This window comes from Kitasatospora sp. NPDC058406 (genome assembly GCF_042722765.1).
GTDB lineage: Bacteria > Actinomycetota > Actinomycetes > Streptomycetales > Streptomycetaceae > Kitasatospora.
This window is the reverse complement of the sequence record NZ_JBHXKE010000246.1, coordinates 1-13,002: the sequence shown is the minus strand read 5'-3', so window position 1 is coordinate 13,002 and position 13,002 is coordinate 1. Positions and strand designations below refer to the sequence as shown.

Genomic DNA, 13,002 nt, shown 5'->3' with positions numbered 1-13,002 from the left:
CCCGAGAGCAGCCCGCTCCACCGCGCCCGCACCATCGAGCCGATCGCGGGCGTCGCGGCGCCCATCACCGCCGCGGCGGGGAACAGCGTCCACAGCGGGGCCCCGCGCAGCGCGGAGAGGACGAACAGGGCGCCGTCGACCGCGCCGACGGCGGCGCAGGCCAGCAGGATCCGGCGCTGGCCGATCCGGTCCGCCAGCCGCGCCAGTTGGGGCGCGGCCACCGCGAAGCCCACGGCGGAGGTGGCGGACAGCGCCCCGGCGGTCCCGAACTCGTACCCGACGGAGCGGATGAAGAGCAGGATGCTGATGCCCGTCATGCCGATCGGGAACCGGGCGAGGAGCCCGGGGATCACGAAGCGGAGCGCACCGGGGGTGGTCAGCGCCAGGCGGTAGCGGTTGACGCCCGAGGGTGCGCCGCCCCCGGGCGCACCGCTGCGTGCGCCGTCGGGTTCGGCGTCATGTGCGCCGTCGGGGGCGCGGTCCACGGGCACGCCGACCGGAACGCGGTCCGCGGGCACGTCGATGTCGGGTTCGGGTCCGGCCGTCACGGGATCAGCCCGCCACCGGGTGACCGATGAAGTCCCCGAGCAGCGCGGCCAGGGCGTCCGGCTCCTCGAACTGGAGCGCGTGGCCGGTGTCGAGCTCGTGCACCCGCAGGTCCGGGTGGGTGGCGAGGAACGCGCGGACGCGGGCGTTGTCCACCAGCTTGTCGCGGGTGCCGAACACGGCCAGCAGCGGGAGCGGACCGATCCCCGCAAAGTCCTTCTCCGAGCGGACGGCGATCTCCTCCCAGGCGTCGATGGTGCCCACGGTGATCCGCAGCAGCCGCAGCTCGTCGGCGTCGATGAACGCGTGCCACTCCGGGCGGTCGGTGAAGTCCGGGGTGCGCAGCGGGATCTGGATGAAGGCGCGGTCCGGCTCGGGGGTCAGTCCGAGCTCCTCCGCCGCGATCAGGGCGGCGTCGATGGAGCGGTCGAGGACGTCGTTGTAGCGGTCGTTGAAGAAGAAGCCGGGCGAGGTCATGATCAGGCTGCTGATCACCTCCTGGCCGGCGAGGCCGGTCGCGACCACGGTGGCGATCTGGGCACCGAAGCACCAGCCGGCCAGGTGGATCCGGCCGTAGGAGTCCTTCAGGTGGCGCAGCAGGTGGGCGATGTCGTCGACGGCGAGCTGACCGGCGGGGATGTGCCCGCGGCCGTCGTTGAGCCCGGAGCCGCGGAAGTCGACGGCGACGAAGGCCGTCCCGGGCAGCTGCCCGAGGCGGGTGCCGAGCGGCGCCTGCCAGCCCGAGTGGCTCATGCCGCCGTGCAGCATGACGACGACGTCGTCGGCCTGCGCGGGGCCCCAGACCCGGTAGTGGGTCCGGTAGCCGTCCGGCTGCTCGAAGGTCAGGACCTGCTCGGTCTCGGGGGTACGGGTGGTGGTCATCGGTTCTGGGTGTCCTCTCCGTCGGTCGGCAGCTGTCGCGCCCGGAGTTCGGCTCCGATCGCGCGGATCTCGTCGGTCGTGTCCAGGACGCGGCCGGTGGGGTCGGTGGTGATCTGGGTCAGGACGGCCACGTGGAGCCTGGCGACGGCCTCGGTCACCGCCTGCGGGAGCAGGCGGCCGTCCGCGTTGACGGTCAGTTCCAGGCGGGACTGGCCGATGTCGCGGCCGACGTTCACCAGGAAGGGGACGTCGGTGTGCTCGAACCAGCGGACGTCCGTGATGACGGCGCCGCCGTCGGCGGCCTCGGCGTAGGCCGGGAACTCCGTGTAGTTGAACAGCGCGGGGAAGAGCGCGACGCGTCCGAGGGCGTCGAGCCCGGCGTCGGCGCCGGCGGCGACGTCGGCCGCGGGGCCGGCCGCGCGGTCGTGGGAGACGTCGCGGGCGACGGCCGCGGTCGGGTAGCGGCGGTGCGGCAGGGCGCGCGCCTCCGCCCGGAACACCGCCTCGACGAGCTCGTTCCAGGTCCGGTCGTCCAGCCGGGCCCGGTGCGGCTGGAAGTTGAGGAACATGCCGGTCATCCGCTCGGCACCCTCCGCCTCCGGCCGGCCGTGGGTGAAGACGCCGGTCACCACGTCCTGCCGACCGCTGATCAGCGCGAGGACGCGCAGGTGGGCGGCGAGCATCAGGTACTTGGGCGGGCAGCCCGCCTGCCGGGCGACCTCGCGCAGCGCGGCCTCCTGCCCGGCGGGCACGGTGAGGGTCGTCTCCGTCCAGCGGCTGCCGGTGCCGTCGGGTGCGAAGCGGGGCAGCGGCGTCCCGGGGTGGTCGCGCAGGACCTCGCGCCAGAAGGCGCGGGACTGCTGCGAGTCGCGGGCCGCGACCTCCGCCCTGACGTAGTCACGGTAGGCGGGAGCGGGCGGCACCGGCGACTGCGGCGCCGGCCCGGACGGGCTCTCCCCGGAGGACCCGTCCCCGGACAGGCTCGCCGCGTACGAGGTGAGCAGGTCCCGGACGAGCAGCGAGAGGCTCCAGCCGTCGATCACCGCGTGGTGGAAGCCGAACGAGAGGACGAAGCCCTCCGCTCCGGTCCGGTGGGCGGCGAACCGGATCAGACCGGGCCGGTCCCAGGTGAAGCCGGAGCCGCGCTCGCGCTCGAACCACTCGTCGGCGGCACCGGGCCGCCCGGTGGCGTCGACCACGAGGTCGGGTTCGACCGCGGCGTGGACGTGCTGCAGCGGCACCGGCCGGGCGTCCAGCAGGAACGCCGTCCGCAGGGTCGCGGTGGATGCGGTCGCCCGCCGCAGCGCCTCCCGCAGGGCCTGCTCGTCCAGCGGCAGCCGGACGGTGTAGGCGAACACGTCGTGGTAGGCCGACTGGGCCGGGTCCCGCCGGGTGGCCCCGATCATCTGGAGCTGCATGGCGGTGGCCGGGTAGGCGTCGACGACGCCGTCCGGCAGATCGGCCGTCGGTGCCGGAAGGCCCTCACCCGCCGGGACGGGTTCGTCCTGCACGGCGTCCCGGTCACGGCTCTCCAGCCGGTGGGCCAGGGCGCGGGCGGTGCGCAGCTCGATGACGTCGCGCATGACGGCCGCCGGGAACAGCTTGCGGATCTTGGCGAGGATCCGGATCGACGTGATGGAGTCGACACCCGCGTCGAGGTAGTTGGCGTCCACGGCCAGGGCGTCGACGCCCAGCGCGGTGGCGATGATCCCGGCGATCGCCGTCTCCGCCCCGGCGGGACGGTCGTCCGCCGCCGTGTGCGGCGCCGCCGGTGCGGCCTCCGGCGCCCGGGTGCCCGGGAGCGTCAGCGGCTCCCCGGTGTCCGGGGCGGCGACCTGTCCCGGCGCGTCCGGGGCCGCGAGCGACTCCAGCGCCTCCAGCAGGCCGTCCAGGAACCGCTCGACGGCGGAGGACTTGATCCGGCCGGGGTCGTGGCAGACCGCCAGCCGCGTCACACCGTCGAACTGGTCCTTGTGGACGTGGACGACCATCGGGAAGCTGGTCAGTTCGAAGTACCGGGCGCCGTCGATCCGGACGCCGTCCGCCGGACCGGTGTAGGCGTGGAAGTCCGTGTAGTTGAACACGACGTCGAACTGCGGCCCGCCGCGCAGGCGTTCGATCTCGGCGAGCGGGAACCGCCGGTGCGGGAGAACCGCCCGCTCCGCGGCGAAGACCGCGGCGACCAGATCGGGCCCGGGCGTCTCCGGCACCTCCACGGGGAGCGGCACCGTGTTCAGGAACAGGCCCACCATCTCGGTGCCGCCCGGGACTTCGGGCCGGCCGTGGCCGACCAGGCCGGTGATCAGGCGGGCGGTGCCGGTGAGGTCGGCCAGTGCCGCGCAGTGCGCCGCCAGGTAGACCGACTTCAGCGGCGCACCGAGCCCGGCCGCACTCCGCCGCAGCCGCTCGGCGAGTTCCGCCGGGACGTCCCGTTCCAGGGTCGCCGTCTCGACCGAGCCGTCGGGCTGCGGACCGGCCGGGAGCGTGGCGGGGAACCCGGCGAGCAGGCGCCGCCAGGCCTCCTGCTCCGCAGCGCTCGTGGCGCTCGCCCGCTCCAGCGCGACGTAGCCGCCGAACCCGGGTTCCGCGGCCGGTTCCGCCGGCTCCCGCCCGGCGAGCAACTCCGCGTAGCGCTCGCGGATCCCGGCCACCACGAGGGCCACGCTCCAGCCGTCGAGGATCAGGTGGTGGAACGAGACGCCGAGGTTGAACCGCGTCGCGTCCCGCAGGTGGACGCGGAACCGGACCGGCGGGGCCGCCAGGTCGAAGGGGCGGAGCTTCTCCTGCTCGACCCACTGCGCGATCGCCCGGTCCTGTCCGGCGCGGGCCAGTCCGGTGAGGTCCACGACCTCCACGGCGGCGTCGGCCCGCGGCAGGACGATCTGCAACGGCTCGCCGTACCGCTCCAGGTCGAAGCAGGAGCGCAGTTGGGGGTGGCGGGCCACCGTCGCGGCGATCGCCTGCCGGACCTGCCCGGCGCGGACCTCCGCGTCGGCCTCATCCGGTTCGGCCCCGCCGGAGCGGGCCTCGCCGGAGCTGGCCTCACCGGAGAACTCGTAGTCGAAGATGTCGTGGTAGACCGGCGAGTCCTCGTCCAGCAGCGAGTGGTAGATCATCCCCGACTGGAGCCTGGTGAGGGGCCACGCGTCGAGGGCGTCCACCGGCAGCAGGGCCCGGTCGGCCGGGCCGACGAGCCCGAAGGGCCCCGGGTCCGCCGCGGCGGCCGGCTCCTGCGGGTCCCGCTCCTCCAGCGCGGCGGCCAGTTCGGCCACCGTGGGCAGGGCGATCACGTCGCGCAGTTCCACGGCGTAACCGGCCTCGCGCAGCCGGGCCGCGACCCGCAGCGCGAGGATGGAGTCGCCGCCGAGCGCGAAGAACCGGTCGTCGGCGCCGACCTCGCCGACGCCGAGCACCTCGCGCCAGACCCGGGCCACCTCGTGCTGACGAGGTCCGGCGAGCGCGGCGGCGCTCCGGGCCGACGCGCCGGCGGCGACGGGGTCGGGCAGCGCGCGCCGGTCCAGCTTGCCGTTCGGAGTGGTGGGCAGGTCCGGCACGGCCACCAGGTACTGCGGGACGAGGAACTCCGGCAGCCGGCCGCGCAGCCGGGACCGCAGGTCCTCCGCGTCGAGCCCGTCGCCCGTGGGCACCACGTACGCGGCCAGCGCCTGGGCGGCGCCGGTGGTGTGCACGACGACGGTGGCGTCCTGCACGCCCGGCAGCTCGCGCAGCACCGCCGCGACCTCGTCCGGCTCGACGCGGAGTCCGCGCAGCTTGACCTGGTTGTCGATGCGCCCCAGGTACTGGATCCGGCCGTCCGGCAGGAAGCGGGCGAGGTCCCCGGTCCGGTACAGCCGGGCCCCGGGCTCCGTGCCGTACGGGTCGTCGAGGAACACCTTCGCCGACAGCTCGTCCCGGCGGTGGTAGCCGGCCGCGACGGCCACGCCGCCGATGCACAACTCGCCCGGCACGCCGACCGGTTGCAGCACCTGGTGGCGGTCCGTGACGTACAGCCGGACGTTCGCGATCGGTGTGCCGATGGGCACCACCTGGCCGGGGTAGTCGAGGGTGCACGCCCAGTGCGACACGTCGATGGCGGCCTCGGTCGGCCCGTAGAGGTTGTGCAGTTCGCAGTCCAGCGCCCCGGCGAACACCTCCAGCGTCCTGCGCGGCAGCGCCTCGCCGCTGCACACCACCCGCCGCAGGGAGCCGCAGTGCTCCGTCAGCTCCTCCGCCTCCAGGAAGACGTTGAGCATCGAGGGGACGAAGTGGACGGTGGTGACCCGGTGGTCGCGGATGACGCGCTTCAGGTACTCCGGGTCCCGGTGCCCGCCAGGTTCGGCGACGACGACGGCCGCGCCCACCATGAGCGGCCAGAAGAACTCCCAGACGGACACGTCGAAGCTGTAGGGCGTCTTCTGCAGGACCTTGTCCTCGCCGGTCAGGGCGAAGGCGTCCTGCATCCAGTGGAGCCGGTTGGCCAGCGAGTCGTGCCGGTTGATCACGCCCTTGGGCTGCCCGGTGGACCCGGAGGTGTAGATCATGTAGACGGGCGAGTCGGGACGGAGCGCGCGGACGGGGTCCGCGTCGTCCTCGGTGTCCAGGGCGGGGTCCGGCAGGACCAGCAGGGCGGCGCCGCCGGTGCCCGTCGCTTCGAGCGCGGCACGGTGGCGCTCCTGGGTGAGGATCAGCGGGAGGCCGGCGTCCTGGATCATGAACTCGATCCGGGCGGCCGGGTAGTCGGGGTCGATCGGCACGTACGCGCAACCCGCCTTGACGATCGCGAGCAGCGCGACGACCATCTCGACGGAGCGCTCCATGTAGACGCCGACGAACGGGCCGCGCGACACGCCGCCCGGCGCGTCGCCGAGCCCGGCGCGCAGCGCCCGCGCCACCTGGTTGGCCCTGCGGTTCAGCAGGTCGTAGGTGAGCAGCCGGTCGCCGTACTCGACCGCGACGGCGTCCGGGGTGCGGCGGACCTGCTCCTCGATCACGTCGACGACCGTGCCCGGCGGGTACGCCTTCGCGGTGTCGTTCCAGGTGTCGAGGATCAGGCGCTCCTCGTCCTCGCCGAGCATCGACGGAGCGCCGACCGGGGCGTCGACGGAGGTCGCGAGCGCCCTGAGCAGCCGCGCGTAGTTCCCCAGCAGCCGCTCGGCGGTCTCCGGGTCGAACAGGTCCGTGTTGAACTCCAGCTCGAACTCGTAACCGCCGTCCGTCCGGGCGATGTAGAGCATCAGGTCGAACTTGGCGGCGGTCCGGCGCACGGGGCGGTAGCGGGCCGTGGCCTCGGGACCGAGGTCCAGCTCCGGCTCCGGCCCGAGCAGGGTCAGCATGGTCTGGAAGACCGGGTTGTGGTTGACGGCCCGCTCGGCACCGAGGGCTTCCAGCACCTTGGGGTACGGGGCGTCGCCGTCGTCGAGCAGCCGGTCGGTCGCCTCCCGGGCCGCCTCCAGGAGGTCGCGGAACGGCGCCTCCCGGTCGACGGGCAGGGCGAGCGGCAGCGTGTTCACGAAGCAGCCGACCAGCGACAGGTCCGCCTCGGTCGGCCGGTTCAGGACCGTGGTGCCGATGGCGAACCCGTCCTGGCCGGTGTACCGGTTGAGCAGGGCCGCGTACGCCGCCAGGAAGACCGGGAAGGCCGTGGCCCGGCACTCGCGCCGGCCCGCCTCCAGCAGCGGCTCGACCTCGGTGAGCGGCACGGTGAGCGTACGGCTGCTGCCGCGGAAGGTCGGCCGGGCCTGTCTGGGGCGATCCAGCGGCATGCCGAGCAGGTCCGGGCTGTGCGCCAGCGAGTGCCGCCAGGCCTCGATCTGCTCGGCGTACTCGCCGCGCTCGAAGGCCGCCCTGCTGCTCCGCACGAAGTCGCGGAACGTGGCGGCCGGTCCGGGGCGCCGCACCGGGTTCCCCGACTCGGTGATCGCCCGGACGTCCTCGCCGACCTCCTCCAGGACGAGGCGCAGACTCCAGTCGTCGACCACGATGTGATGGGCCGTCAGTGCCAGCAGCCACCGGTCCTCGGGCAGGGCGACCAGGAGGGTGCGCAGCAGCGGAGCCGTGCCGAGGTCGAACGGCCGGTGGTGGTGGTCGGCCAGGAGGTGCTCCGCGCGGGCGTCGGCCTCGGCGGGCTCCAGCGTCCGCAGGTCGGTGAAGTCCAGCGTGTCCGGGACCGTTGCGAGGACCTCGGCGCGCGGCAGGCCGTCCGGGGCCGCGCGGAACCGGGTGCGGAGCGCCTCGTGCCGCTCGACGGCCGCCCGGACGGCGCCGCGTACGGCGGCCGGGTCGACCTTGCCCGCCAGCTCGAAGGCCAGGGATTCGTTGTACGCGGGTTCGTCGGGGCGGGCCAGGTGGTGGAACAGCCACAGGCTCTCCTGGGTGTAGGAGAGGGAACCGTCGTCTTGCGTGCTGGATATCAGGGTCATGACATTCCATCTGCCGCGAATGGACTGGTTTGTCTAACTCAAGACTGCGGGGTCGGCCGGCGGTCGAACGCCTGCCGAACAACTACCGAACGCCGCAAGGGTTTCAGGCCCGACGGCCACCCCGCCCCGTCGCACCCGCACCGCCCCGGGGCCGGCCCCGGACCCGGGTCCGGGCGCGACGGGGCAGCGGCCGGAGGGCGCCGCTCGGCGCCCCCGGCACGGGGCAGGACGCGGGAGTCAGGACGCGGAGGCCGACGGGGGCGTCCGGCCGTCACCGCCGGGCGGCGAGCCGCCCGGCCGTGCCTCGAACCACACCCCGGACCGCGCCTCGGGCTACGCCTCGAAGGGGTCCAGGACTTCGTCGAACTCGCCCAGCAGCCCGTCCAGCGTGGCCGGTCGCTCGGCCGCCGCCGGGGCGGGCTCGGTGACGATCTCGATACACTCGGCCGCCTTCCGGGCCAGCCGGACCGCCGCCTCGGCGCTCTCGGCCTGCACGATGACGTGCCCGCACCGGTCTTCCGACCAGCGCAACTCACTGACGACGGAACCTGGTTCGACACTCACGGCGGCCACGACCACACCGTCGAGCTCCCGCGCCCGGGCCAGCCCCGCCACGGAGACGACCGTCCCGGGCGCGGCCGTGAGGAAGCGGACCGCCGCAGCGCCCCGCGCCGGCCGCAGATCGGCCAGAGGGGCGGACGGTCCGGCCAGCCGGTACGTCGCCTCCTCCAGGTCCACGCCGTACACCAGGCGCACGAGGTCGTTGATGAAGTCCCCGCCCCGCCGGCAGTGCGACTCGACGATCCGCGGCCCCTCGGCCGTAAGGATCATCTCGGTGTGCGAGGGGCCGTCCTGGAGGCCGACCGCATCCAGCAGACGCACCGTCAGGTCCCTGATGGCGGAGAGCTGTTCGCCGTCGAAGGAAGCCGGCACGACGTGCCCGAGCTCGACGACCCCGCCCTCGGTGTCCTTAGCGGTCACCGCGACGACCGTGTGCCGACCCGCCTCCGAGAAGGCCTCGACACTCAACTCCGGTCCCACCAGGAGCTTCTCGACCAGGAAGTCCCCGATGCCGAACTCCTCGCACCAGGCCCACACCTCGTCGACCTCGTCGACCGAGCCGACCGGCCGCACCCCCAGGCTGCCCGAGCCCTTGGTCGGCTTCACCATCGCCGCACCGTGCGCCGCGACGAACTCCGCCAACTCCTCGCGGGTGGGATTGACCACGAACGGCACCGCCGCGATCCCCTGCTCGTTGAGCAGCGCGCGCATCACCGACTTGTCGTGCAGCAGACGCGTCGTGCGGGCGCCGTTCCCCGGCAGCCCCAGCAGGTCGACCAGGTGCCCGCCGACCAGCTGCGCCGCCTCCGTCTGCGTCACGACGCGGGTGAGGGGCTGCACCCCGTGCAGCGCCCGTGCCAGAGCGACGACGGTCGGCACGTGCTGATAATCCACCAACAACAATTGATCGCAATGCGGGACGACCGCCGGATCGAATTGCGAAGGCTTCTGCGCATAAACGACGTCGACATTCGCCGGCCCGGCTTTCCGGACAAGCCGAATGCTGTCTCCAATAACCAGAACTCGCGGTTTCGCCATTGAAACAGTCCCCCTACTGGCCATGAACAACCCGCCATTGCGCGATGGCGCACCTGTGCGCCGACCGTTCGCCCCCGGTCACCGCTCCCCCGGCTTCCGGCGCGACCAGTCGGCGTCGCACGCTGATACGTGTGTGAGGCTCTAACACCCGCCCGGCGCAGCGGGGAGCAGGCGGCCGGGACAACGTCCGGGTGCGCCGCGCAGCACACCGCCGAACCGTCCGTTCATTTCCGCCTCCCCCCGTGGACCGATCCCGGCAGATCCACGCCGGGCTGTGCAGGATTCGACGAGGCACCCCGGCTCGTTGTTCCGCAGAGCCGCCCCCGGGCACCCTCGACCGCTCGGTGCCTCGATCAGCATTCCGGTGAAACACCGGCCCGTCAAGGCCCTGCCGCCGCCTGGCGCAACTGTTCTCCCGCTATTGGCAGACAGCACCTCGGGGGTACACGGCTCTCTCCACACCCCTTCCGTCACTCGGCCCCGCCGGCGCCCCGGCGGCGGAACTCGGCCGGCCCGCAGCCGTGGTGCGCACGGAAGCGGCGGGTCAGGTGCGGGTGGTCGGTGAAGCCGGCGGCGGCCGCGATCTCGGCGAGCGGCAGCCGGGTCCGGCGGACCAGGTGGCCGGCGACGTCCAGCCGGACGGCGGCCAGTTCGGCCTGGAAGGTCGTCCCCGCCCGGGTGAAGGAACGCTGCAGGGTACGCGGCGCGACGCCCAGTGCGGCGGCCACGGCGGAGAGCCGCCAGTCCGCCGCCGGCTCTCCCGCGATCAGTTCCCGTGCCGCACCCGGCAGGCCGGTGGCGGACGCCCCGGCGGTGGAGGGCCGGGCGGGACCGGGCGGGCCGGCCCGCTCGTCCCACCGCAGCCGCCACCCCCGGACGGTGGGCGCCGGACCGGGCCGCCAGGGTGCGTCGGGTGCCAGGACGGCGCCGTCCGCGGCGAGCAGCGCCACCTCGACCGGGCGTCCGGTCACGGCCGCCACGGCGGCGGTGTGCACCGCGCAGACGAAGACGCTCTCGGCGGACACCGGATCACCCCCCAGGTAACGTCGGTGACCGACCGTCAGCTCTCCCGGCCGCAGCACCGTCCGGGTCCGGTGGCCGACGTGGAGCCAGAGCTCGACCGGACGGGCGCGGGCGATCAGCGCCGCCATGTCGTCCCCCGTCATCAGCGCGCGCAGCAGCGGATCCCGCGGCCGCTCGAAGAGCAGCCGCCCGGCGTCGGAGACCGCCTCCCGTCCGCAGCCGTACAGCGCACCCAGCAGTTCCCGGTGCACGCCCTCGGGCACCGGGGCACCGGCGGCGAGCAGCCGACGCACGGTCCGCCCGGCCGGCCCGAGCGGCCCGGACCCGTGCCGGAGCAGCGCGGCGAGCGCGGCGCCGGCCAGCTCCGGGTGGACGGTCCGCGCCATCTCCCGTACGGCGGTGGGCACGGCGCGATGCTACCGGCGGCTGCCGGGGCCCGCGGCGGTGGCGCACTGGTACAAGCCGGCGCCCGCACCCGGCCCCAGGCTGGCCGCCATGAACGTGAACGGAAAGCGCATCCTCGTCACCGGCGGCACCAGCGGGGTCGGCCTCGCCCTGACCGGGGCCCTCACCGCCGCCGGGGCGAGGGTGGTGACCTGCGGACGGCGGGCGGACCGGTCGGGGGCCGGCCTCGGGTCGTTCACCGCCGACCTCGCGGTGGCGGGCGAGGCGACGCGGGTGGTGGACCTCGCCGCCGGGTTCCTCGGCGGACTCGACGTCGTGGTGGCCAACGCGGGCGTGCAGCACCTGATCGACCTGACCCGGGGGCCGGACCTCGAGGTCCTGGCGCTCGCCGAGCAGGAGCTCGCGGTCAACCTGCGCTCGGTGGTCGAACTGGCCGCCGCGAGCTGGCCCCACCTCACCGGCCCCGCCGCCGGGAGCGCCGGAACCGCCGGAACCGCCGGGAGCGCAGGGGACCCGGGCCGTTCCGGGAGCGCCCGCAGGGGCGCCGCCCGCGGCGGCGGCCCGGGCCGCGAGACGGCCTTCGTCGCGGTGACCTCGGGCCTGGCCTACGCGCCCAAGAAGTCGGCACCGGTCTACTGCGCGACCAAGGCCGCCGTGCACACCCTGCTCCGGTCGCTGCGCTACCGGGCCGAGGACGAGACCCCGTGGCTCCGGGTCCAGGAGGTGGTGCTGCCCCTGGTGGACACGCCGATGACGGCCGGCCGCGAGGGCGCCGCCCGCAAGATCCCGCCGGCCGCGGCCGCCCGGGCCGTCGTCCGCGGGCTGGAGCGCGGCCGGCCGGTGATCGCGGTCGGCGTCTCACGGACGCTGCTCGCACTGCTGCGGGTCCACCCGGGGACGGCCTACCGGATCCTGCGGAACAGCTGAGGCGAACGCGCCGCCTCGCCCGGCCCGGCGGCGCCGCGGTTCAGCGCTTGACGGCCACGCCCCCGTACATCGCGATGCTCGCGTCCCGCACCGGCGCGGCGTCCGGGTCCGGGTTCCAGTGGTGGACCAGCGTGACCCCGGGGTCGAGCAGGTCGTAGCCGTCGAAGAACGCGAGGGTCTCGGCCTTGTCCCGGATCTGGAGCGGGATGCCCCGGGCGTTGTACTCGCGACCGACGCCGCCGACGCCGACCGGGTCGGTGTCGCCGGTGAAGACGGTCAGGGCGAGGAAGCTGCCGGGGGCGAGCCGGTCCATCAGCCGGCGGACGATGCCCTGCGGGTCGTCCCCGTCCAGCACGAAGTGCACGATCGCGATCAGCGAGAGCGCCACCGGCCGGGAGAGGTCGAGCACCTCGCGCAGGCGCGGCGAGTCCAGGATCGAGTCGACGTCGCGCAGGTCGGCGTCCAGGTAGGCGGTGCGGCCCTCCGGGGTGCTGGACATCAGGGCGCGCGCGTGGGTCAGCACGATCGGGTCGTTGTCGACGTAGACGACCCGCGCATCCGGCGCGACGCCCTGGGCGATCTCGTGCACGTTGGGCGAGGTGGGGATGCCCGTCCCGATGTCCAGGAACTGCCGCACGCCGTGCTTCTCCGCCAGGTGGCGGACGACGCGCTCCATGAAGGTGCGGGTCGTCCGCATCGAGACCGGGAGGGCCGGCCAGGCCTTGACGGAGGCGTGGGCGGCGACCCGGTCGGGCTCGAAGTTGGTCTTGCCGCCGATGAGGTAGTCGTAGACCCGCGCCGAGTGCGGGACGTCCATCCGCAGGTCGACGCCCGTCCACCCGGTCTGTTCCCCGCCCCGGTCCCCCGATACCCAGTCAGCGCGCGACATCCTCGCCCTCCCCTTCGACCCCGTTGTCGTTTCCGTGTCACCCGTGCCCGGCCCCGGCGATCAGCCGGGCGGCGGACCCATGGTGCGCATGGTAACCGTAATCCGCAGGTGGTGGCCGCGAGTTCCGGGCCCCGGGGCGGGCCCCCGGGCGGCCCCTCGGACGGGCCGCCGAGCGGCCTCCGGCCCGCTTCTGCGGCCACGTCGGCCCCCTGCGCCGCACCGACCCCACCCCCCCCCCCCCCCCCCCCCCCCCCCCCCCCCCCAAGCGTCCCCGATAGCAGCCCCCCCCGGGCCCGGGGGCGGCCCCCCCCC

The 13,002-nt window shown here is 74.5% G+C and carries 6 protein-coding genes and 1 pseudogene; 1 reads left to right on the top strand and 6 read right to left on the bottom strand.

From position 1 onward, the window contains the following. The 5 genes and pseudogenes from ACFWOG_RS33645 to ACFWOG_RS33625 form a co-directional block, all read right to left on the bottom strand. Nucleotides 1-548, bottom strand: a pseudogene (locus ACFWOG_RS33645) (hypothetical protein); the annotation flags it as partial. 4 nt (nucleotides 549-552) lie between these two features. Next, the gene (locus ACFWOG_RS33640; protein WP_329881831.1) at nucleotides 553-1,428 is read right to left on the bottom strand and encodes an alpha/beta fold hydrolase; all 876 of its coding nucleotides are present in this window, start codon (nucleotides 1,426-1,428) and stop codon (nucleotides 553-555) included. Then, the gene (locus ACFWOG_RS33635; RefSeq protein WP_380362994.1) at nucleotides 1,425-7,847 is read right to left on the bottom strand and encodes an amino acid adenylation domain-containing protein; all 6,423 of its coding nucleotides are present in this window, start codon (nucleotides 7,845-7,847) and stop codon (nucleotides 1,425-1,427) included. The genes ACFWOG_RS33640 and ACFWOG_RS33635 overlap by 4 nt, the downstream gene beginning before the upstream one ends. A gap of 333 nt (nucleotides 7,848-8,180) precedes the next feature. Beyond that, nucleotides 8,181-9,446, bottom strand: a complete 1,266-nt coding sequence (locus ACFWOG_RS33630) for an ATP-grasp domain-containing protein (RefSeq protein ID WP_380362992.1) — start codon at nucleotides 9,444-9,446, stop codon at nucleotides 8,181-8,183. A 470-nt stretch (nucleotides 9,447-9,916) separates the two neighbouring features. Further along, nucleotides 9,917-10,876 carry a helix-turn-helix transcriptional regulator gene (locus ACFWOG_RS33625; RefSeq protein WP_380362990.1) on the bottom strand — a complete coding sequence of 320 codons (960 nt, stop codon included), beginning with the start codon at nucleotides 10,874-10,876 and terminating at the stop codon, nucleotides 9,917-9,919. An 88-nt stretch (nucleotides 10,877-10,964) separates the two neighbouring features. On the opposite strand from ACFWOG_RS33625, the gene ACFWOG_RS33620 reads away from it, so the two are divergent. Further along, a complete protein-coding gene (locus ACFWOG_RS33620) occupies nucleotides 10,965-11,801 on the top strand; it encodes an SDR family NAD(P)-dependent oxidoreductase (protein WP_380362987.1) in 837 nt (278 codons plus the stop codon). 40 nt (nucleotides 11,802-11,841) lie between these two features. Here the strand turns inward: ACFWOG_RS33620 and ACFWOG_RS33615 are convergent, their stop codons facing one another. Next, a complete protein-coding gene (locus ACFWOG_RS33615; RefSeq protein ID WP_380362985.1) occupies nucleotides 11,842-12,690 on the bottom strand; it encodes an SAM-dependent methyltransferase in 849 nt (282 codons plus the stop codon). Nucleotides 12,691-13,002: the final 312 nt, after the last annotated feature.